General features: G+C 60.0%; 9 protein-coding genes. 4 read left to right on the forward strand and 5 right to left on the reverse strand.

Annotation, left to right across the window (positions count from 1 at the left end; genetic code table 11):
• Nucleotides 1–15 precede the first annotated feature (15 nt).
• From KR227_RS02160 to KR227_RS02175, 4 genes are read right to left on the reverse strand one after another with little or no spacing between them, the layout of a single operon-like run.
• Nucleotides 16–8,958 carry a type I polyketide synthase gene (locus KR227_RS02160; protein ID WP_255549015.1) on the reverse strand — a complete coding sequence of 2,981 codons (8,943 nt, stop codon included), beginning with the start codon at nucleotides 8,956–8,958 and terminating at the stop codon, nucleotides 16–18.
• Nucleotides 8,907–10,031 (reverse strand): class I SAM-dependent methyltransferase, encoded by a 1,125-nt coding sequence (locus KR227_RS02165; RefSeq protein ID WP_218363511.1) that lies wholly within the window; start codon nucleotides 10,029–10,031, stop codon nucleotides 8,907–8,909. The genes KR227_RS02160 and KR227_RS02165 overlap by 52 nt, the downstream gene beginning before the upstream one ends.
• Entirely contained in the window at nucleotides 10,028–11,737 is a 1,710-nt protein-coding gene (locus tag KR227_RS10890) for an ABC transporter ATP-binding protein (RefSeq protein WP_218363512.1), read from the reverse strand. Before KR227_RS10890 ends, KR227_RS02165 begins: the two co-directional genes overlap by 4 nt.
• 53 nt (nucleotides 11,738–11,790) lie before the next feature.
• Complete coding sequence (locus tag KR227_RS02175; RefSeq protein ID WP_218363513.1) at nucleotides 11,791–13,560, reverse strand: ABC transporter ATP-binding protein; 1,770 nt, start codon at nucleotides 13,558–13,560, stop codon at nucleotides 11,791–11,793.
• A gap of 88 nt (nucleotides 13,561–13,648) precedes the next feature.
• On the opposite strand from KR227_RS02175, the gene KR227_RS02180 reads away from it, so the two are divergent.
• Both KR227_RS02180 and KR227_RS02185 read left to right on the forward strand, forming a co-directional pair.
• Nucleotides 13,649–19,453, forward strand: coding sequence for an amino acid adenylation domain-containing protein (locus KR227_RS02180; RefSeq protein WP_218363514.1), 5,805 nt, complete (start codon nucleotides 13,649–13,651; stop codon nucleotides 19,451–19,453).
• 79 nt (nucleotides 19,454–19,532) lie between these two features.
• On the forward strand, nucleotides 19,533–20,588 hold the full coding sequence (locus KR227_RS02185) for an NAD(P)/FAD-dependent oxidoreductase (protein ID WP_218363515.1): 1,056 nt from the start codon (nucleotides 19,533–19,535) through the stop codon (nucleotides 20,586–20,588).
• On the opposite strand, the gene KR227_RS02190 is transcribed toward KR227_RS02185, so the two are convergent.
• Nucleotides 20,585–22,018, reverse strand: coding sequence for a YeeE/YedE thiosulfate transporter family protein (locus KR227_RS02190; RefSeq protein WP_218363516.1), 1,434 nt, complete (start codon nucleotides 22,016–22,018; stop codon nucleotides 20,585–20,587). The genes KR227_RS02185 and KR227_RS02190 overlap by 4 nt on opposite strands.
• A gap of 333 nt (nucleotides 22,019–22,351) precedes the next feature.
• Between KR227_RS02190 and KR227_RS02195 the strand changes: the two genes are divergently transcribed.
• Together KR227_RS02195 and KR227_RS02200 are read left to right on the forward strand one after the other, a co-directional pair.
• Nucleotides 22,352–23,749 (forward strand): class II fumarate hydratase, encoded by a 1,398-nt coding sequence (locus KR227_RS02195; RefSeq protein WP_218363517.1) that lies wholly within the window; start codon nucleotides 22,352–22,354, stop codon nucleotides 23,747–23,749.
• Nucleotides 23,750–23,956: 207 nt separating this feature from the next.
• Nucleotides 23,957–24,559 (forward strand): TetR/AcrR family transcriptional regulator, encoded by a 603-nt coding sequence (locus KR227_RS02200; protein ID WP_255549016.1) that lies wholly within the window; start codon nucleotides 23,957–23,959, stop codon nucleotides 24,557–24,559.
• The last annotated feature ends 1 nt before the right edge of the window (nucleotide 24,560 follow it).

Consider the following 24,560-nt stretch of genomic DNA (forward strand, 5'->3'; position numbering starts at 1 on the left):
ACGATCAGCACCCCATCAGGGAGGCTTATCGCCTTCTTCAGCTGCGGCGGCGCGCGAGCACCGCGAGCGTCCCGTGGTATGAGTTCCCGTGGTGTGGGTTCGCACGGCCTGCGAGAGCAGCGTGGCCACCCGGGCTACCTGTGGTTGCCGAAGAATCGAATAGTGGTGTGCGGGCACGCCATGTACCTCGAAGGAGCCATCGATCCAGGAATCCCACCCGAGGTGCTCGTCCGTGCAGTCGTCGACGCCCATGCCTTCCCCGCTATTTCGGGGTGAGCGCTGATCCGCCCGCACCAGAAGAACAGCTACTTCTTGGTCCAGCAGGTGCGCATGATGATCATAAAGCGCATGAATATGGCGAGAAAATATGTCGTTTCGCACCTGTAGCGCTTTCGGGGACACATCTACACCGTGTGCTTCGAGTTTGTCGCACAACGTATCTACATCGGTGTCGGGGCCGCTATCACCGTCGAGGCCGAGATAGGCTTCGATAGAACGCAGCTGCCGCAACATCATGCGATTGTCGCTACACTGCTGGCGCTCTTCTTTGCTCAGAGACAGCGCTTTGCCTTGATTGAGAATATCGATAATTCTTTCTGGAGAATTAGAATCCACCATCCACACAAGATCGACCGAATCCCCTTGCTTGCGAAGAGCACACGCGATTTCGTGAGCCAATGTTCCTCCCATTGACCAACCGCCAATCGTGTAGGGACCATCCGGTGATATTTCTTTGATCAAACTATAGTAAAGCTCAACCATCTCGGCGATACTCGCCCCGAGAACGTCATGTCCGGCAATCTGCGGATCCATAATCGCCACGCATGGACGATCCGTCTCTAGGCGCCTCGCTAATTCTAGATAGCACAATGCGTCGCCTCCAGAGGGATGAATGAAAAAGATGGGCCTTCCCTCGCCTCGGGTGAGATGCAGACAACAGTCTCGAACTACACTCGCGATATCAACCTCTTTTACCCGAGTCGGCTCTGCAGACACGTTGTGCGAATCCGCGGCGCTTTCATCGGCGTTGGAGATTCCTTCTTCCCCCTGCGCAGCGGCAGATATATATGCCTGCGCCAGTCCTTCCCGAGTGGGGTGCGCAAAAAACTCTGGGGCTACTTCTGCCATTGATAGTTGGTGGCTGTCCACGCACTCCAGCTCGGTGGAACACAACCTTTGTATAAGTTGCACGGCCAGCAAGGAATCGCCTCCGGCCCTAAAGAAGTGTTCTTCGCTTGCAATAGGAACGAGCTCGTTCCACAGCTTTTCAATGCACTTCTCTAGCTCAGCGGGGATCTCCCGGACGTGTTTCTGCGGTGAGTTATGAGAATTCTCATTCTCCCCTACCGTGAGATAATCGCTCAGAGCCATGCGCTCTTGCGAAATCTCGACAGTTTTATCCCATGCTGATTCGCTGCCCAGTTCCAATAAGAGCTCATGTACTCGATCGAGGATCAACGATGGCGCATCCCCAAACCGCTCCGGAAGAGCGGCCATGGACAACACACATTCCCCGTAGAGCTCGAAACAACGCAGTTCAAGCTCCACCTGAGGCGTGCGAACCTGCTGGAAGTACTCCGAGATATCTATCGTTCCCAAAGGGCCAGCATTGGTACTCAAGTCACCGCCCAACGCTGCGTCCATTCCGAGTGTGGACTGGAATACAATCGGCGCCACAGATCGCGCTCGGCCCATGTTCTTCAGCAGCATTCGGCTGATGTCCACTGCGCTTACGAGGTTGTGGGACAAGCACTCACCAGATTGAGCAGCAATCGACCGTGCCACTTCTCGCATCGTCGGCTGCGCATCAGAGGAATCGTTCCTCCCAAGCTCGAGCGACACTAGAGCTGTGCGCGAGAAGGGACCCATCAGGTCCATCACATCTGGGTGTATGCCATGTCGATTGTGCTGCAGCGTATTAAGCAGCATCGCACCACGGTGAGTGCGCTCTGCTAAAGCAAGCGCGAAAGCCGTCATTGCTGCCGTGGTAGCAGTAACACCTTCTTTACGTGCCCGTTGACAGATGCGTGACCACGTCTCTGCAGAAATCCTGCGTTCTAGCATGAACATCGACCCAGCGCTGTTAGTCACAGTGGCCGAACCATCTGCGGGGTTAAGCACTGGAGGTGCAGGAAGAGTAGGAAGCCGTTCGCTCCACCATTGCCGGTCCGTATCCACGGCATCTTGTTCATACTCCTGCACAGAAAGCGCGTAATCCGCGAAAGTGATGTCGAGTTCAGGGAGCGGCTCTTCACTACACAGTGCCTTCAGGAGTGCACGGTCAAATAGTGACGCAGACCAGCCATCGAGCACGAGGAGGCTGGAGGAGACGAAGAAGCGACCATGACCGCCAGGCAGAAGTAGTGCCCCGACTATCGCGGTAGCTCCACCATTTACTGGATTCGGCCCTTGGTGAGTCATAGTGTGGCGGTGCTGCTGCAGGGCTGCTTCGAGTTCTTCCGGCGCAGTTAGCCCACGCATATCGACAACACGCACGTCCACGCATGAATCGATAACGTCTGCCGACGCTGGCCGGAAATATTGGAATGAGTCTTCGTCAATGCTCACACGCAGCATTGGGTGCGCCACAGCCACACGGCGGCAGGCAGAACGCAGGATTCTCGTCACCTCCGCTGGGTCGGTGATCTGCATATTCCACAGCGGAACGTCGGTATAGACGTGCGCGGTCGGATACGACACGTCGAGCGCCTGCGTCTGGCCCACAAAATATGCCTGTTGGAGCGACATCAGCGGGAAGCGCTGCTGAGGATCGGCACGCTTGAGCTCGATGCTGGCTTGTCCCTCTGGGTTCTCTGCCGGGGACGGTGCGAGTAGCTGTGCGAGCTTGTCCACGACCTCATTGACGGTGACATCCGCCCTCATCAGGGGCGCCGGAAGGGTGCACCCCAACTGGGATTTCAGCGTGTTCGCGATACGAACGGCCAAAAGTGAGTCTCCCCCGATATCCAGGAGGGTGGAGTCTCGTTGAATGGTCTCAGCCGGCACGCCAACAAGATCGGCCCAAGCCTGACGCACGACCTCTACAAGGTCAGTGGCATCGCCGCTGAGCTGTTCCTCCTCCGCAACCGAGGATGTCTGCTCATCCGCCGCGGTGTCCTTGGACGAGGAGGATTCGAGCCGGTCCTGATTGTGCTGCTGGCCGTCCTGAGCTTGCTGCGCTGTGATGTCGGTGGTGCCGCCGAGGATCCGAAGATATTTCTCGAAGAAGGTTTCTGCTTCATCGATATCCACGACGTCAGCAACATCCCATTGCAGTACAAGCTCACCGCGATGGAAGAATGCCTGGTGATCCAGCCACACCTGCGGAGTTTGGGAGATACCGGTGACATACTCGCCCAGCCAACTGTGGTCATGGTCTTGTTCGAAGTCGACCATGCTGGTGAATACCACCGGAACGCTGACGACGTGTCCCCGCGCACGAGACAGCGCATGAAGCACTTCCACTCCGGACATTGCGCGATGATCCAAGGCATCAAAAAGTTCTCGGTTGGTCGCTCTCAGTCGATCGTCCTGCAACGCTTCTCCAGCATCAGCGTGACTGCGCAGGAGCAGCATGGAGGAGAATTCCCCGACCACCGAGTCGACCTGCTCTGCCCATTCGGCAGGAAGCGCACTCCGGCGATCAAAATGGGTCACCGAGACAGCAATATCTTCTTGCCCTGCATAATCGTGAAGCACGTAGGTATAAGCGCTGAGTAGCAGGCTAGTGAGCGACACTCTCGCTTGCTGAGCACGCTGACGCAGCTCTGCTAGGGCTTGGCCCTGGACACGGCCGCTCAATCGTGTAAAGCGAGGCGCACCATGAGCGGGATGGCGCGCAATAGCAGGTGCGTCAGGGAATCCGTCGAGCTGAGAGTCCCAATAGTCGCGGGCTCGCCGACGCTGTGCCGTCTCCCCCGGTTGGCTGGCGTGGAAACGCTGAATGTCCTCAAATGTCAAAGGCAGCGGCTCCAGAGCTACCTCGGGGTGCTCGTAGTAGTGCTGCACACAGGAGTCGACGATGAGCCATGATGCGGAATCAACCATGAGCACATCGACCGCGATCATTACATGATCGCCGGCATCGGTGCGCACAATTTCCACCAACACTGGGAAGTCCACGGAGGGATCAGACACCCGGCGCGACACGCGCTCTCGGGTGCGTTCCACGAGCCTGCGCTGCGTCTCAGCCGAGGTGGCTCGTGCATCATGCACGTCGATCGTGGGAGCTCGACGATCACGAATGCACTGCTCTCCGCTTTCCACGATGACAGCGCGAAGCATGGGATGGTGTGCCACTGTGGCATCCCATGCCGCCTGATACCGAGCGATATCGAGCTCCTGCGCACGGTACTCGAGGTAGAACTGGCACGCCACCCCACCAAGTTCATAGCCATCGCCTCGGCCCACCCAGTAAGCGTGCTGAATACGGGTCAAGGGAAATGGTTCGTGAGCAGTGCCGAGGGTGGAAGCCACAGCTTCCGTGGGGGCAGGTTCCGGAGCATGAGCTTCGCGCTTATCGACGCTATGTTCCCCGTGGTCGAGGTGGTCTGCGAAGGTCCGTACCGTTGGATAATCGAGAAGATCGCGCAGCCGGGCGTGGATTCCGTGCCGCTGTTGCAACAAAGAGAGCACTCGGGTCGCGAGGAGCGAGTGCCCACCCGCGGCGAAGAAATCGGTGTCTAGATTGAGGTCACGTGCACCTAGAACCTCCGCCCACACTTCTGCTACTGCGCGTTGCTGAGTTGTCCATAATGCAGCTTCTTCTTGCTGCTCCATGCACGCTGGCGTGGTCGATCGACGGGTGACCAACGTACGGGAGCGAGCGTTGAGCTCACCGGCAGATAGCGCGAAGTGTAATCCGGTGTCAGACGTATTTTCTTCCCGCACAACCTTGTCAATGACATTCAAGGCATCATCGATATCGATAGCGTGACGCAAAGATACTTCCGAGGCGGCGGTGTTTTCCTCTTCACTTCCCAGCCGGAAACGATCGAAGTCAATCACCGTCCATCCTCGGGCGGTAGCACAGGTATCAATGAAGGCACTGGCGGCAACATATCCACCGAGCCCGAAACCACCGATAGTTACTGCTGCGGAGGACATCACGAGAACACGTGGGCTACTGCCGCTGTCCTGAATGGCTGTGGCCAGACACTCCAGACCTGCAATCTTGGCCGACATGACGCGGCTGAGCCCGTCCTCATCCATCTCTTCAAAGGTGAGCAGATCAATCTCCGCCGGAGCGAAAATGCACACGTCGTAATCTTCGTGAGCCAATAACTCCTGCACCCTGGATTCATCGGTGACATCTGCGGCTTCCCACCGCAGCTCCCCCGCAGCGATCGCCGCGGCTAGCCGGGCTTGATGCCCCTGTGCGGCCGGCGCCGTACGCGAGCACACCGTTACCTCGTGGCCGTGGCCAACTAGGTGCAGGCACACGTTGCTACCGACACGGCCTGTGCCACCAAGCACTAATACTTGCAGCGCCGGGGCCGGCGTTGCAGCGCCGTCGGTGTGCGTGTCCTTGTGCAGCACAGCATCCAACGCTGGATTATCTTCGGCACTAACCCAGCTTCGTTGGAGCAGCACACCACCGCGCTGCGCATAGTGGAATCCACCGCCCGCGCTGCGGTTGAGCATCCTCGCGAGAAGATGTGGGTGTGCCTGGGTTCCCAGCGGTTCCTCGAGATCCACGGTGGCCCAAGCGATCCCGCCATGCTCCTGAGCGAATACTCGAGCGGCCGCTATCGTGGCGGCGCGATGGGCTTCGGGGCTATCTGCGGAAGTGACCGCGGCGCTCGCGTGCGAGACAACGAGCAGCGCTGGCCCACCCTGCTGAGACTCTGACGGCTGGCTCCATAGATTGTGCAGCTCAACGTAGGCCATGAGCTCCGATCGCACCCGATCGAGTGCGTGCGCAGTGTTCTGCGTGGACAGCAGCGTTGGGAAGAACACCACACCATCGAGGTCGGCCCACGATGCGTGGTCCTGTGCGCCACAGTCCACCCACTGCACACTCGGATCGAGTGTGGCAGCCTGGTGGCGAGCCTCAGGGGGCCAATAAGCGAACACATACGAGCGTTCGGTGCCCCCAGCCTCGGGCGTATCGACCAAGCAGTACTTGGGGATGTGGGCCTGAACCGTGCGGGATCGGCGGCTGGTCTGGGTGCTGCTGTGGCTAGGTTTCACCGTCGGGGTGCGTCGATAAGAAAACCCCATCTCTGCCACTAAGTGGGGAGCAAAGCCCTCATCTGTGACGAGTTCGGAGGCTGCAGAGTCACGGCCGGCCGCCCACACATAACCGCGCACCAGCTGGTGTGGAATAATACCTGGGTTCTGCTGTGCTGGGGCAAGACTGAGACTCGCCTTGCAGATGGGCCTCCGAGCGACCATTTTCGCAAGCCCCAAACCGGGCCCGATATGGCAGGCGAGCACACCGTCACATCCTTGGCGCTCGAGGGCGTTGATGGCTGTGTCCACCGCCGCATCGAAACGCACCGGCTGGCGCAAATGCTGCACCCAATACTCGGGGTCAATCTTCTCCCCAGCACCGTGAACCTGCGTGTCGAGACAACTCACCATGGTTCCTTGCCCAGTGGGTGATCCGACAGTGGTGGCTACCTCGCGAAACGCCGCCATTTCCCCTTCGATGAGCCGGGAATGGCTGGCTGCCGCAATACCGACATTTCGGGTCGTTGCGCCCGCTTCTTCCACAGCGTGTCGAAGCACAGCGATGTCCCGACGCGGCCCACTCAGCACCACGGCATTGGGCGCATTGATTGCAGCGATATCGCAGGCCTCAAACGCTGCGCGGACAGAAGCATCGGCGGCGGAGTCACGACAGAGTTCCTCGAGGGCTGTCGCGCCCAGCCCCACGCTGAGCATCTCTCCTTCTGGTGCGTTCTCCATCGCTTGTGCACGAGCGCACACCAGAGAAACGGCGTCCTCAACCGAGAGCATGCCTGCGATCGTTGCCGCAGCATACTCGCCGGCACTATGACCAAGCATCACATCCGGCATGATCCCTTCCGCCTGTGCGGCACGGGCAAGCGAGACGCTGTAGGCGTAGAGAGAAGACAAGAGGAGAAGGGGCGCAACAGGCTCATGCTGAGTCTGCTCGGCAGCAACGTCTTCGGTCAAAAACGCGAGACAATCTGTGCCGGTTTTTTCATGAAAGCGCTGACACAAGTCATGCAGGTGTGTCCAGAATTCTTGCTCACCGGCATGGCCTAGCTCGGCACGATGCAGTCCCGCTGCAGCTCCCCGCAGTGGCACACCAGCACCGGGGAATACCCACAGTAGGGCGGGGTTATTCCCACTATCCACAACGGTGGGCTCGGCGATGTCATCGTCGTGTGTATCGGATGCACGTGCCCGCAGCTGGGAACGGGAATAGACCGCCCGATAGCGTCGCTGCTGTCGATGCACGGCCAGCATCCCGGCGAGTTGATGGCTGCGATCAGGATGCGCAGCGAGAGTGACTCCAACGCGTCGCGCCATGTCACGCACACTGTCTGCGGAATGCGAACTGAGCAAAAATAGAGGATCACCCTGCGGGTTCAGAGAAGTACTGTCCCGCTCCGTCTCAGTGCTTTGCACCGGTGTGCAGCGCTCATCATATCCGGCGATAACGTGGCAGTTCACGCCCCCGATGCCCAGTGCACTTACTCCTGCCCACCGTTGCGCTGCATCCCACGTACGCGGGGAAGAAAGGAGCTTAAGGTGCTGTGTGCGCGCCAGCGATGGGTGCGGCGAATGCGCGGTGTGCGCAGGCGGCTGAATACCAGTAGCCGCGGCTTGAATCGAAGCAATGAGGCTCGCGATGCCCGCTGCACTATCAGTGTGCCCAATGTGGGCTTTGATCGAACATAGAGGGAGGTCATCGTCGTGACGTTGCCCGTATGCTTGGGAAAAGGCCGCAATCTCTACGTCGTCGCCTAACACCGTAGCTGTGCCGTGACCGTGCAACAGCCCAATATCTTGTGTTTCAAGGCCGGAGACCGCCAAAGCTTCTTCAATGGCGGCAACGTGCCCTTCTACTGATGGGGCGCTAAAACTGGCTCGGCCATACGTACCATCATTAGATACAGCGGAGCCTGCGATCATTCCCAGCACGGGCTGGTTCGCACGCAGCGCGTCTGTCGTTCGCCGCAATACGATAACGCCCGCACCCTGGGTGAACACGGTTCCATCGGCATCACTGCCATAGGAGTGGGTAAAGCCAGACGGCGAGTATGGCCCATCAGGAACAGCGACATAGCCGCCCAGATGCGCCCCCACGTCTTTCAGGCTCACGCCAACGACGATGGCGGTATCGCACTCATGCACGTGCAAGCTATTGAAGGCTTGATGAACAGCCACCAAAGACGATGCACACGTTGCGCCGATACTCATCGTTGGACCGGTGAGGTTGTACCGGTACGCAATGCGTAGAGGCAGATAATCCGCAACGTTGCGGGAGTGCAGATCGAGGCTGCGGACAGGATCCGTGCCGCCCCTCGGATCGAAATCATCAGAAAGGTTGTCGTGGAGATAGACCGATTCAGCGCAGGAAGAAAAAACACCGGTAACTCCCCACTCGTCTTCCCCTGTAAAACCGGCAAGATCAAGCGCTTCGCCAACCAATTCCATCGCCAGCAGCATTTGCGGGTCAGTGGACTGCGCGGCGCTCTCACTCAATCCGAGTGCCTCAATATCGAATGCGTCCATGTGACTGAGATCGCCAACGACGGGAACAAAATGCGGATGGCGATGTAGTGCTGAAGCACCTGCGTCATGCGACGGTGTGCGGCGACCATAGCCGAACTCACCGTCTACTTGGAGGCCAAGGAGTTGCGCTGGGGTGTCGGCACCGGGGTACCTGCACGTCATAGATACGACGGCGATAGCGGGGTTAGCCCGAGTCACGAGACTGAATCCTCCTTGATGAGCTCTAGGCTGAATTGGTCCAGCCATTCCAGGGGGTGGTGTTTTTCTGGGTATCGGCTTTTTACTGTGAGACCCGCTGCAGTGGCTGCTTCTACCCATTCCTCACGGTTGAGAAAAATGCGTCCGCTGCTTCCGCGGGCATCCTGAAATTCTTGGCGCGGTCCATTCGGATCTGGCGCCATCAGAAACCTCATCGAAATCTGCAGGGGAAGATGTTCTGTACCTGTCTCGATGAGATAAATGCTGCCTTTCGGCCGCAGTTGTGCGGACAGCTCCGAGAGCAGTTGCACAGGGCTCAGTGCGTTATGGGCAACGTTTCCACAGGCGATTACATCGAACCCCGAGCCTGGATGGAGAGAATCCAAAGCCTCACTAGGGGCAGCATTGATATCGACGATGCCAAAGTTCATACCGGGACGTCCTGCATAGCGCAGCTTGGCACGATGCAGAAACCACCGCGAGACATCGCTAAAGGTGTAGTCCACGTGTGTGTTCCGGAGAGCATCAAGAACCGGGTCAGTGAGTGCGCCTGTACCCGCGCCTATCTCTGCCACGGCGAGCCTAGATGGGCAGCACGCTGCGCGGGCAGCGAGCTCGGTCGCCACGGTGGTATTGATGGCACTACTGATCGGGTTGTTCTGATACATAGCCGACGCGGCACTGAGTGCATCGTTGTCGAAAAGTATCTGTCGCACGGTGTTTTCTCCCACAATGAGCGACTCGAGTTCGGCATCACAGGTGGAGAAAAATTCGTCAAGATTCTTTTGATTGTCGATGGTGCTCTCGTCCCACCCAGCTTCGGACAGTAGCTCCTCGCCACGCACGCGGACTTCGGCCCACGAACATGACTGGGGCACGTCACCGGTGTCCTGAGCAAGCAATTCCCTCCACCGTTTCTGCTGGGCGTCGGGGTTCGAGGTAATGCTTTCCCAGCGGCGCAGAATCGGTGTGAGGTGCGCCGGTACGCGAGCGTGATCGACATTCCGCAGCGCTCGGGATATCGAGTCGTAGGCGGCCTGCTCTCGGTAGACATGGTGCACTTTCAACGCGTGGACGCGCCCGTCTGTGAGATCAGGGGAGACTGTATCCATGCTGGTCATGACCGGCTATCCCCTCCCCGCTCCGCAGAAGACGAGTGCATCGCTTGGAATGTGGAACAGCGCGACAGCAGTTCGCTGTAGGTGCCGGCATCGACGATGCGTCCAGAATCCATGACGACGATGCAGTCGGCTGACACGACTGTGCTCAACCGGTGTGCCGCCATCACAACGGTGGAGTCTTGCCGCAGCTGCTCGATGGCCTGCATGATGATTCGCTGCTGGAAGGCATCGAGCGCGGAGGTGACCTCATCAAGCAACACCACGGGTGCTTGTTTGAGTAGGGCGCGGGCGATGGCCACACGCTGCCTTTCTCCACCCGAGAGTCGCTCGCCGCCTTCGCCCACGACGGTGTCGACGCCATCTTCAAGATGCCGCGCGAGGTCCTCTACCCCGCAGATGTCCATAACGTGCTCGATCTCTGCAGCGCTAGCGCTGGGTCGAGCAAGGGCAATGTTGTCACGAATACTGGTATTGAGCAGGTAGGTGTCCTGAAAAACCACGCTGACGTGGGCGGAAATATCCTCGACGCTCATCCCGCGTACATCCCGTCCCATGAGGTGCACTGTTCCGGAATCAACATCCCCGAAGCGTGCCAGCAGGGAGAGCAGGGTGGTTTTCCCGGATCCGGAAGCGCCGACAACCGCGACCAGACCCGGCCCGTCAAAGTCCAAGGAGAGGTCATCGACCCCAGAGGTGGAGTTCGGATACTGCATGCTCGCGTGTTCCAGCGAGAACGCCGCGGGCTTTCCCGTCTCGGGGTTGATCTTGGGTGGCTGAGCAGCACGCTCAGGGTCCTGCTGTAGTTGTGGGGTAGCGAAGAAATCCAGCAGCCGCTGTACTGCATTCCGGGCCATGCGCAGCGCTGCTGCGAGTTCAGCAACACCGCGTAGAGGTTCGATACACCTCAACAGCAGCAGAATATTCAGCACAATTGCTATACCGCTGTGCCCGCTGTGTACCCCGTGCACAACCGCCACCACCAGGCTCAGCGCAATGGTGAGCTGCACCATGAAGGCGAATACAGTCACGCCTGGTAGGACCAAGCGGATCATGCGTGCGGTGTCGTCGCGAACGCGATCGAGTGCGGTATCGATGCGCTGCCGGCCGAAGCTTTGGGCAGAAGCCAGACGCAGAGTCGGTTGCAGCCGAGCAAACTCAATCACCGCGCTAGCGGCTAGTTCTTGGGCTTCATGCAAGCGACCGTCGCTGGCGGCCACCATAGCGCGCCCCCATACTGCCGCGCCCCAACAGAAAAGCAGGAGCACCCAGAGGATCCCTCCAAGGAGGAGATCACGAGATGTCAGCAGCACTGCCAAGGAACACGGCACGATCACCGCTGGAATGAGACGCGGGAGGAGATGCGCGGGAATCGACATGGCCTGCATCACGTCCCCCGTGGTCAGGGTCGCGAGATCGCCCCTGCGGTCCGTGCGGAACCAGCCATAAGGAAGCGAGATGAGAGTGCGGCGCACCCGCTCTAAGAGTCCTTCGGCCAAGGAATATCCTGCGCCCCTACTCGCCATGACGCCCACACTGGAGACGATCACCCACGCTGCGGCGAGTAGAAACGCCGGCCACAGCGGAGCGTCCTCGGTCAGTGCCACGGTGGCCATGACTATTGCCGCGACCTCGAGCAGGCTGGCAGCGGCTACCACGCCGATCGCTATCCCGACGCGGCGGCGATCACGAGCGTTAAGAGAGAGCACCAGCCCGCGAAATGTGGACCGTCCTGCGGCACTCGAATGTGTGCTGTGAGTACTCATCGCGGACCTACAACCCCCGCACACAGCTGGCTGAATACCGAGTCGCGCTGGGCGCGTAAGTCCGCCGGACTGCCGTGTTCGACGATGCTGCCGCGGTCCATCACCCACACCTGTTGCGCCTGTGTAGCAAAGGTGAGTCGGTGGTCAATCCTGATAATGGTGACTCCTTGTTGGTGGTGTTCTTCCAACCCCTGATCGATGCGTCGCTCGCCGAGCACATCAACTGCAGCGGTAGGTTCATCGAGGATGAGCACGGGATTTCGCTGGTAGAGAGCGCGGGCAAGGGTGAGCCTTTGCCGTTCGCCGCCGCTGAAAGAGGCTTCCCGGCCAAGAATGGTGTCCGTGCCCTCCGGCAGGGCGTGTACCCGCTCATCGAGTTGCGCCTGCTGCAGACAGGAATCGATGCGGGCGCTGACTGCGTCGCGCCCCATGGTGACGTTGTCTGCGATGCTCGCCTGTAAAATTCCTGGGTGTTGGCCAACGAAGGCGACATGCGTACCGATTGCTCCCAGCGGTAGTTGCGTCATGCTCACCGCTCCCGAGGGCGCATGGATGATGATGTCGCCCTCATCGATGGAATACAGCCCCGCGAGGACCTGGGCGAGTGTTGATTTTCCGCCTCCTGACGGGCCAACGAGGGCCACGCTTTCCCCGCGATGGATGACCCCACTTACTCCGTTGAGGACGCGATGTCCCTGCCGCGAACAACTCACCTCGCGCAATTCGATGGACTCCCAGTCTTCCGGCCACTGGCTAGCTACGCCGTGAGTCTCATCGCGGGGGCTGTCCGTTGCGCGTTGTCCCAGCGCCGCGTCTAAGCGTTGCGCTGCGGCTAGCCCGGCGCTGATGTGTTGTGCGGCATAGGCCAGCGGCAAGATGGGAGCTCCCACCATCGGCGCGAGCAAGGCGGCATAAACGATCGCTTCAGTGCCGACGTCGAAGAGCAGCCCAGCTCCAATGGCGATCACAAAAGCAGGCACGGGGCTCAGCAGGATCTCCGCCGCCGTCATTTTGCGTCCCACATCCATCGCCCATGCGTGGACGAAACGGCTATAGCGCGTCGCGGCCTTCCGGAATTGATCGGCAGATGCCGTCTCATCGTCAACGGTGAAAAAGACTTTCGAGACAGCGACACCTTCCACGGCAGCGACACTTGCACTGTCGAGGGCGGACACATGTGCGAAATACTCGTCCATCTTCGCCATCGCAGTGCGCCCGTGATGGAGCTGAATACCGGCCCCGATCAGAGCTGGAACACAGGCAAGAAGTCCCGCCTGTGGGGAAAGAACCGCCAAGGCGATCAGGGCGAATACTGGTGTGAGAATCGAGGCGACGGCGTCGATAAGAGCATGCGCAACGACGTTGTGTAGGGCCCCAACATCATCTGTGAGCATTCGTTTCACTGCCGCTGAGTCTTTTTCAGCGAACTCGTCCATGGGCTGGCGTTGCAGATAATCGGCGATATCCCCGCGCAGCTCGCGCTGGAGAAAAGTATCGGCCAGGTGGCTCACCGTGGTCGCCGCGCCCAAAAAGATCGCTTGGCCGAGGAATCCGAGAATGGCGCCTATCAACAGCGGCCACGGAAGGGAGCCAGTTCCGAGGTCAGTGACCAGCCATCCAGCCACTGCTGCGGTACAGAGCATTCCCGCCACAGCACTGAACGAGGACAGCGCCTGCAAGACCGAAGCGAACAGCAAACGGCGACGGATTGGGGCCACGATGCGCATAAAAACTCCATAGTCCAAGCGCTCTTCGGAGCTGCTCATCGTGAATCTTTTCCCTCCATCATGCTTCTGCAGAAGCACCGTCGACCAAGCCTAGGCAACCTTCAATCTTTGAGGTAAAAATCTAACTATGAATTCTCCAATTGGCAACGTTGCCCATTACGGGTTGCGGTCTCTGCTCGCTGTCCTCGACAGTGCGCACCTCACTGAGGACGTTGGCACACTGCCCAATCCCGAACTTGTGACATTGCGCGATTGCGGAGTCACATCGTTTCAGGCCCTTAAAATCCAACAAACCTTGCGCGAGGACTTAGGAATACAGGTCCCACTCAGCGAACTTCTGGGCACACTCACCTTGGGCGAACTTGCACGCCGCTACCACCCCCAAATGGGAGCAGGCTCCAGCGCTCAGGGGCAGGCCGAAGATTCCTCGCCCCCTTCTCGCTCTGCGGACGCTGCCGAAGAGATGCCACTTACTGCCCTTCAGACTGCGTATTGGGTTGGGCGCTCCCCCGAGTTTGAACTTGGTGGTGTGGGATCCCATTGGTTCAACGAGTACATCCTCGATATCGACGCCATCACCCGCAGTCCCGCAGCCCGATATCTCTTAGATGATGCGCCGGATACCACCCCAGCTGAACTCGCAATTGAGGTCTTGGACGTTGCCTTTCGTCGAGTGCTCGCCGCAGAAATCACTCTGCGTAGTGCGGTCACAGCCGAGGGGCGCCTGCGGGAGGCAGTGATCGACTGCCGCGATTGTCGGATTGAACGCGTCGACCTCCGTGCGAGCGATCAGCACACTGCGCAGGAGCGCATGACGATGCTGCGTCGCAGCCATTCGCACCTTGTCTTCGACCCGATGCGCTGGCCGATGTTCGCGATCACAGCGGTCCTCTTGCCTGACCACAGCGTGCATCTTTTACTCAGCACGGATGCAGTTCTTCTCGACTATGCGTCTTTTACCGCCCTACTCACACGCTGGAAGGAAGCAGTGTATATGCCGTTTTCCGAAATGAGCGCTCACGATACATTTCGCCAGCCCTCTCCCCTGCCGGAGACGCACGATGCCCAGGCATGGTGGGAGAAGCAGCAACTTAATCCCCCACCTACCTTGGCTGTCGCTCCACAGGACGCCGCAGACACCACTACTCGATACCAGCGCCGCATTGATGGGAAGACATGGGCGCGGATAGTGGAGCAGTGCGAACGTCACCACGTCTCTCCCACGGGATTGCTCTTGACGGTATATGCAGTGCTCTTAGATAGATTCCGGGTAAACGATGAGGATTTCTCCATTAACCTCACCGTCTATGACCGCCCTCCGGGACAATCGGATGTTATTGGCGACTTCAGCAGCAATGCCATCTGTGATGTTCCTAGGTTGAACTACACGATTCCTGCAGAGCGCACGATTACAAACATCACCGATCGGCTGTGGGAGTGCGTTGATCACCGCGCCTACCCTGCCAGCGCCGAGCGCAAGCGTCGGAAGCTGCACGAACAGGCTTCGCCTTTTAGCGCAACCGATCCCATCGTGTTCACCTCTACTCTCGGCGTAGGAACAACTGATGCCGAAGAGTGGCTTGGGAACAAGCAGCTCGGATTGTCTCAAACTCCGCAGGTTTTGGTCGACCATCTCGTATTCACCGCAGGTGATGACCTCGTACTCGTATGGGATGTGCGCGACGGAGAATGGCCAGAGGACATGTGGACGAGCTTCGCAGATTCTTCTCTCCGAGCACTTTCCCAATTCGCCACGAGCGATGCGTGGGAGCGGCCGAGTCTAGGGTGGATGCCCTTCCACATCGAGATGGATGCCCCGGCAGATGCCGGTATCCCCGAGGACGACGGTCTGCTCCATACTCCTTGGATGCGAGCCGCCAAGCGCTATCCAGAGCGTCCCGCAGTCATCACTACTAGCGCTACCGTGACGCATAGAGAGCTAGAAGAGCGCGTCTCCGCACTGCGCACGACCCTTGACACACAGGTCACTGCTGGTGATCGTGTCATCATCGCTATGCCAAAGTCAGCCGCTCAAGTAGTCTCGGCGCTGGCGGTATGCGCCAGCGGGGCGGCCTATGTGCCCGTAGACCCCGCGTGGCCAGCAGCTCGAATCGAGGCAGTCGTGAAGCGGGCGACACCATCGACGATCCTCACTCTGTCCGATGAATCCGAAACTCTCCGCGCCCTGGCAGAGACCTATTCGCTGAGCCAGATCACGCTCCGCCACGACGGGACGCTGGACACCAGCTGTGCTCCTGCTCCAAAGGAAGAACACTCCTTAGCACCTGCATCGAGCCACACCAGCCCCGACGATCTGGCCTACATCATCTTTACCTCGGGTTCCACAGGAGAGCCCAAAGGTGTCGCAATCGAGCACCGTCAAGCCCGGGTAACTATTGATGACGTTAACGACCGGTTCGCTATCACCGCAGAGGACAGCGTCTTGGGGGTGTCGTCTCTCAGTTTCGATCTTTCTGTGTACGACGTGTTTGGGATGCTCGGTGTCGGCGGATGCGTGATCCTTCCAGATCCCCACCAGGCCATTGACCCCACCTACTTGGCCACGCTCATAGAGAAGCACGGGATCACAGTGTGGAATTCCGCTCCCGCCACATTCGAGCTCGTCATCGATGCACTAGAGACCGCTCCTCAGCCACCGTCGATTCGCAGCCTGCGGCATGTACTGCTCTCTGGTGACTGGCTTCCCATCACGCTGCCCACGCGTATGTGGTCCCTCAGTCCCTACACCTATATTCATAGCCTTGGTGGCGCGACCGAAGCGGCTATCTGGTCTATTACCTATCCCATTACAGCGGTGCACGAGTCGTGGACGAGTATTCCCTATGGCCGTGCGCTCCGTGGCCAAGAGTTCTTGGTGCTTGATGAAGACGGCCTGCCCTGCCGGGTGGACCAACCCGGAGAGCTACACATTGGTGGGCACGGAGTGGCCCGCGGCTACCTAGCGGATGAAGAAAAAACGAATGACCGCTTCATCATTCATCCCGTGCTGCAACGACGTTTCTACCGCACAGGTGATATCGGTAAATGGCGGAGTGATTCCACCATCGAATTCTTAGGTCGAAATGATCGCCAAGTGAAAATTAATGGTTTCCGTATCGAACTTGGCGACGTCGAAGCGCCACTGCAACGCATGCCCAATGTTCGCGGTGCTGTCGTCACCGCAGTTCGCGGACCAGACAATAGGCAAAGGCTGATCGCCTTTGTTGCGCAACATGACAACTCAGCGGCCTCTGACTATTACCAGCAGCTCAAAGACTCGCTGCCCAACTACATGGTGCCGCACCGCATCGTCACACTAGAGGCCCTGCCGTTGACCGACAATGGAAAGGTTGATTTCTCCGCGCTACCCGATCCCTTCAGCACCTCCCGAAAGAAAAATACGGCGCCAACTCAGCACTCCTCCACGGGAGAGGTGGCCACGGAGAGCGAAAAGGAATCGCCGGCCCCCGCAGAGAGCAACCTCAGCACGGCGACCGCGGTGGATAGCGCAGCCCACCACGCCCCACGACCTATCAGTACGGCGGAAGAGACAGAAGAACAGAGCGAAAGCCCAGCTTTCACCGATGCAGTGCATGCATTCATTTCCGCCCGTACTGACCAAGAGCACTGGAAGAACCTGCCCTTACTCGCTCTGGGTTTTGACAGCGTCAGCCTCGTCCAGCTGGCGCTGCTCATTGAGGAGCACACCGGAACACGCCCCTCACTCACGACGTTGACCAAGGCTGAAACGACAGGAGCGCTCCTAGAATCTCTCAGGAGTACTTCCTCTGAGACTGACACGACGACTCCAGAGGATGCACCACGCCCTCGCCATTCGGCCGACACCCCCGTACAACAACCATCAACGATGGATTCACTCCCAGAGCGCAGCGGCCTTTATTCGCCTTCCTCGAACAGCGAGCACGCGGAGGAAGGGACGCAACGCGGCCAAACGGGTGAACCACTGTCGGTACGTATGCACCGTATTGCCGATGCTCTAGCACGCATTGAAGAGTGTGCCTCTGCTGTCGATCAGCTAGAGCAACTCCTTGGTCTCAAGAGCGCGGAGAATCCGCAGACATCTCATCGGACTGCGTGTGCCCCAGCGCCGCAGAGCACGATGGCGGAGTTGGTCAATGTAGACGACGCCGCGCTCGACGCTAACGGTGGAACAACTCCTCCCAGTACGGCGCGTGTAGACGATCATGACGCTGACGACTGTGATGTGCCGTTTAACGAGATGCAACTTGCTTATTTCATCGGCCGTCACACACCGTTTTATGGTGCCAAGACAGCGGCGCATTACTACACAGAGCTTCACTGTTCGGAGCTAGACCCGCAACGGCTCCAGGCGGCGTGCACCCGCACGGTAGACGTCTTCGACTGCCTTAAGCTGTACGCAACGGCCAACGCAACGGCCCGCCGCGACCCTGATGCGGGAATCGATGTCGCTACCCTTGATCTCAGCGATCTCTCCGAAAGCGAACAACAGCACCGGCTCTCGGAGATTCGCGAGGAGCGTGCGACTCGGGTTCTTGACTCTGGGCACGCGCCTTTGATCGAGGTTCTTGCCATCCACACCGGTCACAGACAGTGGCGAGTGATTGTCGATGTGGATCTCTTGTTCTTCGATGCGCCCACTGCCCTACGCATCACCCGTGTCATCGAGCAGGAGTATATGCATCCTGGGTGCACACGGGAATGGGATCGTGTCCCCCTCCCAGCCGCTGCTGCCCCCATTCGGCAGGCGGAACCGGGAGCACCCATTGCGCCCTCACCGGCCCTGCCACTCACCGCTGTTGGTGCCGCCTCCGAACCAACGGATCCACACCACCCGGCAGGAAACCACCACTGTTGGCACAGGCTACGCCATGTTGTACCGGCGCATCTGGCCTCCGCATTGGAGGAGGACGCGATGCACCACTCTGCCTCTTTGACCCAGTACATCATCTGGTGTGTCGCCCAGACCCTTTCCCCCGAGGAGGACTGCAGTCTCATTGTGACGACAAACCCTGCAGCTATCACGGATCCTGATGGCCCAGCAGGAGAGCTCACCCATACCGCAGTGCTGACGGTGCCGTGTAGCCAAGGCGAAGCGGCAGCGAAGGCGGCATTGCATACGCAGTATTGGGAGAGCATGGATGCGAGAATCAACGCGCCACACGGCATGGCCCATGGCAATGACCAATTGCGCGCTGCCCGAAACGCCGGTGTGGCTATGCCTGTCGTTTCGGTATCGAGTGCGTTGGGCAGCGCCCCTGGTGACGCCTCGCAGCTACTCACCGCTCTCGGCGAGACCGTCTATGCCATCTCTCAAACCCCTGGGATGTTGCTCGATGTCCAAGCCTTCCGTACAGAAGAGCAGGGAGATCTCGTCATTAACTGGGATTTTGACTCCACCGTCGTCGACGCAGCTGCTTTGGGGCGTCTCTTCGATACGTTCCTCTCACTGCTGAATCACTCGCATATCACGGCAGAGTCCCAGCACGGCGATACTAGTGCGCAGCGGCATCCCGACTCTGCGGCAATACGGGAGCTTGTGCACTCCACACTCAGCGACACCGCGAGCCTCGAGGATCTTGACCCACAGCGTCCCTTCTTCGAGCAATCCATCACTTCGCTGGACTTAGTTGCCGCGCAGCAACGATTGCACGCACAGGGCATGAATGTCACGGTCGTGGATCTCCTTAGCAATCCCACAGTCGATGCGCTCGTAGCGAAGATCGTCGATTCTTCTTCGGCATCCGAACCCAGCACCACACCTGATGCTCGGCGCCTCGTTGCCGACACACTGAGCAATCACACGGTCACTGCTAACAGCCCCACTCGGACAGCCCGCGGAACTGAGCAGGCTCCCCGGCGCGAAAGCCTCTCGCGCCGCGCCCGCGGGCACCGGCGTGCCGCTATCCTTGCGAACTATCGCGATGAATAAACCCCATCCATGACATAGGCGAGAACGACATTCTCAGCCCCATGATGAACACTGCACTCACGCTATGGAGGTACACCCGATGACAGACACCACCCAGCTGCCCACTATTGACGCCGAGGTGATCGTGGTGGGAGGAGGGCCTGCGGGCATGACCGCGGCGCTGCTGCTTGGCCGGCAACAACGACTCACCATCCACATCGATTCCGGCGATTACCGCAACGCCCCCTCCCCTGCCATTAATATGCTCGCCGCGAACAACGGGATCGCGCCCACCGACTACACGGCACAGGCGCGCGCCGCGGTCGCGGCCCTCGACACTGTGATTGCCCTGCAAGGCCACGTGCGTTCCGCCCGCACCCTTCGCGCGCTCGACGATTCCGGCGAACAAGTCGATGCCGTGGAAGTCACCCTCAGCAATGGCCGCGCGATCACCGCCCAGCGCCTCATCCTTGGCACCGGTCAGCATGACCACCCCAATCTGCTGCCCGGCGCCGCCGAGCTGTGGGGCACCGAGGTATTGCATTGCCCCTACTGCCACGGCTACGAGGCCAAGGATTCCGCCATCGCAGTGGTGCATATTCAGCAGCCGGATGCCCCCATGGCTGGACTTCTCGCCTCCTACCAAGCGCTCTATCTGCGTCAACGTCTCAGCGACCGCGTCACCCTCATCACCGAGGAGCTTCCGCCCGCGGAGCATCGCACTGCTCTCGAGGCGCTGGGAGTGCGGGTACTTCATGCCCGGGCACAGCGCCTTCAGGCCGGCGAAAGCTGCGGGTGTGTGCTGCACACGGAAGCTCTCGACTCTTCCGCAGACGAGCCTGCGCAGGAGGAGCATCATCTCGATCACGTCTTCTTCCACGCCCCCACCAGCGCCAGCCTGGATCTCAGCGCCGATCTCGAGCTGGAAACCCAGGGGCCCTATATCCTCGTCGATGCCCAGCAGCGCACCAGCAATCCCCTTGTCTTCGCTGCGGGTGATACCGCGCTTGTGCGCACGATGCCCCAGCCGCTGACCTTCGTCGCCCAAGCGCAGGCCCAGGGCCAGACCGCCGGGTTGTGGGCGGATCAGGATCTCTTCTTCGCCCACCCGCACACCCCGGCGCTGCCCACTATGTCGGATCCCGAGTCCGACTAAGCCTTCGGCGCTCCTACCTGCAGGGTGATCTCCCACTCTGCGGCGCGGCGTTGCACGAACTCGAGCACGCTATGGCCGTTCTCCGCAGCCCACGCAGGAATGGCATCTGTTGCTTGGGTGCAGTCGAAGGTGATCGTGATGTGGTCGCCGGTATGCAGCTCAGCAACCGCATTTTTTAGTTTGAGCAGCGGGAAGGGGCACACATCGCCGCGGCTATCGAGGGCGTAGTGCCCCTCGCTGATCGATTCGACAGTGCGGGTGGAGGTTGCGGCACGAAGCCCCACATCGACCGCCGTGAAACGGGGTGCGGGACGGGTAGCGAGGGCTAGCTGCCCGTGCCCGGCGTCGACAAGCGGAGTGGAGAGACGCTCGGAGGTGGCGGGGAGGGAATCTCCGCTGGTGGCTGGTGCCTGCTGGGTGGGGGACGTGAGATAGAACTTCGCTGCCAGCCATACTCCGAGGGTGGTGAACAGGAGCGCGACCCAGCCTTGGTAGCTGAACAGGCTGGTTTGCACCATGCCATTGCCCACGGTGCAGCCCCCGGCCCAGCTGGCGCCCACACCCATGAGCACCCCGCCTGCCAGGGAAGCCACGGCGGTGCGGCCATCCGGCACGCGCACACGGAACTCGCCACTGAGAGACGCGGCGATCAGCGAGCCGAGAAGAATGCCGAGCACGAGCAGCGCTCCCCAGTCGAGAAAGGCGCTATCGCCAGTGACGAGATAATTCATCACGTTCTTGGACGGGCCGGTGATTCCCAGACCATCATTGCGCCCGGCGGCAGCCGATAGCGGCCACGCCACCACTCCAATCAGACCGACCAGCACGGCCGCGCGATAGAGCGGAATGGGTGCAGACAGCACGCGCGTCAATCGCGGTGTATCAGTGCGCACGGCTCGCTTCGGCTGCTGCGTAGTGGTCGAGCTGTAGTGCCAGACAAGGACGGCCGTGAGAACGCTGAGCCCCAGCGCCAGCACCCACGTCGCAATGTTGAAGTCTTCGGCGATGGAGACATGCTCCGTCTGCAGGCTACGCCCCCAATCGTTTAGTCCACGCAGAGCACCCGTTTTCATCGCTGCCGCGGACAAGGCATAGGCGATGAGTGCAATCCACGATCCCACCAGCCCTTCGCCAGCGCGGTACCAGGTACCGGAGGCGCAGCCGCCGGCGAGAACGATGCCGATGCCGAATAGCAGGCTGCCCACGATCACCGCCACCGGCGCGAAGGGATCAAATTCGGGCTGGATGAGCCCCATACTGGTGAGAAGCTGCACTCCGAGGGCTTGCACGCTGATAACAACCAGCAGTGCGACGAAAGGACGGAATGTGCGCCGGAGGTAGATATCTCGCAGGAAGCCGGTCACGCAGAAGCGTCCGCGCTGCAGAACTGCGCCAAGAAGTGTGCCGAGCGCAAGGCCAGTGATGATCATGGTCGAACCTTTGTGTCTATAACTCATGTGCGTTAAGCGCACAGCGGATGAGGTACTGCTCTTCCCCCGTGTATGCCGTAGCGGCACCACGGGGGATAGACCACACGATAGTAGACATATCTGTCTATAAATAGTAAACCGCTCTGTATGTTAGTGAAGAAGCTCACATAAGCTCGGGGGATTCTTGGCGGCCACAGACCTACCCGCGGCAGAAAAATCAGTCATACTTAAAAGCAGTGCCTGCACTACCCCCTGCCCCGCGTCTGCGTGTGGCTGAGGTGCTGGGCAATTCGCACGACTGACACATTGTCACCAACTTTTAAGGTGGTTTTTATGACTGAGTACCGCATCGAACACGACACCATGGGCGAAGTGAAGGTCCCCGCCGACGCTCTCTGGCGCGCCCAGACCCAGCGCGCAGTGCAGAACTTCCCGATCTCCGGCCGCGGTCTCGAGTCCGCTCAGATCCGCGCCATGGGCCTGCTTAAGGCAGCCTGCGCCCAGGTGAACAAGGACTCCGGCGATCTCCCGGCCGAGCAGGCCGATGCCATTATTGCCGCCGCGAAGGAAATCGCCGCGGGCAAGCATGACGCCGAGTTCCCGATCGATGTCTTCCAGACCGGTTCCGGCACGTCGTCGAACATGAACACCAACGAGGTCATCGCCTCGATCGCCAAGAACAATGGCGTGGAGGTGCACCCCAATGACCACGTGAACATGGGCCAGTCCTCCAATGACACCTTCCCCACCGCCACCCACGTGGCCTCCACCGAGGCGGCCGTGAAGGATCTCATCCCCGGCCTGAAGGTGCTGCAGGAGTCCCTGGAGAAGAAGGCTAAGGACTGGGAAGAGGTCGTCAAGTCCGGCCGCACCCACCTGATGGATGCCGTTCCGGTCACCCTGGGCCAGGAGTTCTCCGGCTATGCCCGCCAGATCGCGGCCGGCATTGAGCGCGTCGAGGCCACCCTGCCCCGCCTGGGCGAGCTGCCGATTGGCGGCACCGCCGTGGGCACCGGCCTGAACACCCCGGCCGACTTCGGCGAGAAGGTCACCGCCGAGCTGGTGAAGCTTACCGGTGTGGAGGAGCTGCGCGAGTGCGTCAACCACTTCGAGGCTCAGGCTAACCGCGATGGCCTGGTGGAGTTCTCCGGCGCCATGCGCACCATCGCCGTGTCGCTGAACAAGATCGCCAACGATATCCGCTGGATGGGCTCCGGCCCGCTCACCGGCCTTGGCGAGATCCACCTGCCAGATCTGCAGCCGGGCTCGTCCATCATGCCGGGCAAGGTCAATCCGGTGCTGTGCGAGACCGCCACCCAGGTCGCCGCCCAGGTGATCGGTAACGACGCCGCTGTGGCATTCGGTGGCGCCCAGGGCGCCTTCGAGCTCAACGTGTTCATCCCGATGATGGCGCGCAACGTGCTCGAGTCCGCCCGCCTGCTGGCCAATACCTCCCGCGTCTTCGCCGAGAAGCTGGTGGATGGCATCGAGCCGAACGAGGAGCGCATGCAGACCCTCGCCGAGTCCTCCCCCTCCATCGTCACCCCGCTGAACTCCGCTATCGGCTACGAGGCTGCGGCCAAGGTGGCCAAGACCGCGCTGAAGGAAGGCAAGACCATCCGTCAGACCGTGATCGATCTGGGCTATGTCGATGGCGAGAAGCTCACCGAAGAGGAGCTGGATCGTCGCCTGAACGTGCTCGATATGTGCAACACGGATCGCGACTCCTAAACCCTCACTTCTTTCCCTAGCTTTCAGGCGCGCCTTCGGGCGCGCCTGTCTGCGTTCGCCCCCTCTGCCGAAGGCGATGAACACTGCCGGTGTGGTGGAGGGGCTAGAGGTGGGCGTCGATAAGCGTCCCAGCCCCGTTGCGCGCCGAGAAAAATGCGCGAGGTGCAAGTTTGCACTCAGTGCAATTTGAGGCGTTAAATGGCTGGTATGACACACGAAAACCTCAGAGACAAAAAGCGCCGCGAAACCCAGGCGGCCATTTATTGCAGCGCAGCACAGCTGGTGGCCGCGCGTGGCTTTGATGCGGTCACGGTGGACGAGATTTGCGCCCAGGTCGGCATCTCGAAGCGCACCTTCTTTAATTACTGCGACTCCAAAGAGCAGGCGGTGATCGGCCCCGGACCGCGGCCGCTCTCAGCGGAGGAACGGGCCGCCTTTTTGGCCACGCCCCATAGCAATCTGCTCGCCGACCTCCTCGAGCTGCACCTCAGCACCGTCATCGACGGCATGGGCGCGGACGAGGACGCCTTAAGGCGGCACCGCAAGCAGATTATGCACCGCAATCACGATTTAGCCGCCCAGCGCAATGCCCAGATGATGACCGCCCTCGGCGCGCTGACCGAGCTTGTCCGCGAGGCGCTAGGCTGTGAAGAAGAACAGGCGGAGGCCACCACCGCCCTGCTATCCACCTGCCTGTATGTGGGGCATCACCGCTGGCTGCAGCGCCCGCACGCGAACTACACCGCACTGCGCGAGGAATGCGCCCGCGCCTTAGAGCAACTCTCCGAAGCCGTGAAGGAGTACGCCTAGC

It is taken from the genome of Corynebacterium sp. TAE3-ERU30, assembly GCF_019209925.1.
GTDB lineage: Bacteria > Actinomycetota > Actinomycetes > Mycobacteriales > Mycobacteriaceae > Corynebacterium > Corynebacterium megadyptis.

Bases quoted from the DNA above. Each gene is read 5' to 3' on its own strand.
- KR227_RS02160 (WP_255549015.1), bottom strand. From the start codon at position 8,958: ATGGCTGGACCAATTCAGCCTAGAGCTCATCAAGGAGGATTCAGTCTC.
- KR227_RS02165 (WP_218363511.1), bottom strand. From the start codon at position 10,031: ATGACCAGCATGGATACAGTCTCCCCTGATCTCACAGACGGGCGCGTC.
- KR227_RS02175 (WP_218363513.1), bottom strand. From the start codon at position 13,560: ATGAGCAGCTCCGAAGAGCGCTTGGACTATGGAGTTTTTATGCGCATC.
- KR227_RS02180 (WP_218363514.1), top strand. From the start codon at position 13,649: ATGAATTCTCCAATTGGCAACGTTGCCCATTACGGGTTGCGGTCTCTG.
- KR227_RS02185 (WP_218363515.1), top strand. From the start codon at position 19,533: ATGACAGACACCACCCAGCTGCCCACTATTGACGCCGAGGTGATCGTG.
- KR227_RS02190 (WP_218363516.1), bottom strand. From the start codon at position 22,018: ATGATCATCACTGGCCTTGCGCTCGGCACACTTCTTGGCGCAGTTCTG.
- KR227_RS02195 (WP_218363517.1), top strand. From the start codon at position 22,352: ATGACTGAGTACCGCATCGAACACGACACCATGGGCGAAGTGAAGGTC.
- KR227_RS02200 (WP_255549016.1), top strand. From the start codon at position 23,957: ATGACACACGAAAACCTCAGAGACAAAAAGCGCCGCGAAACCCAGGCG.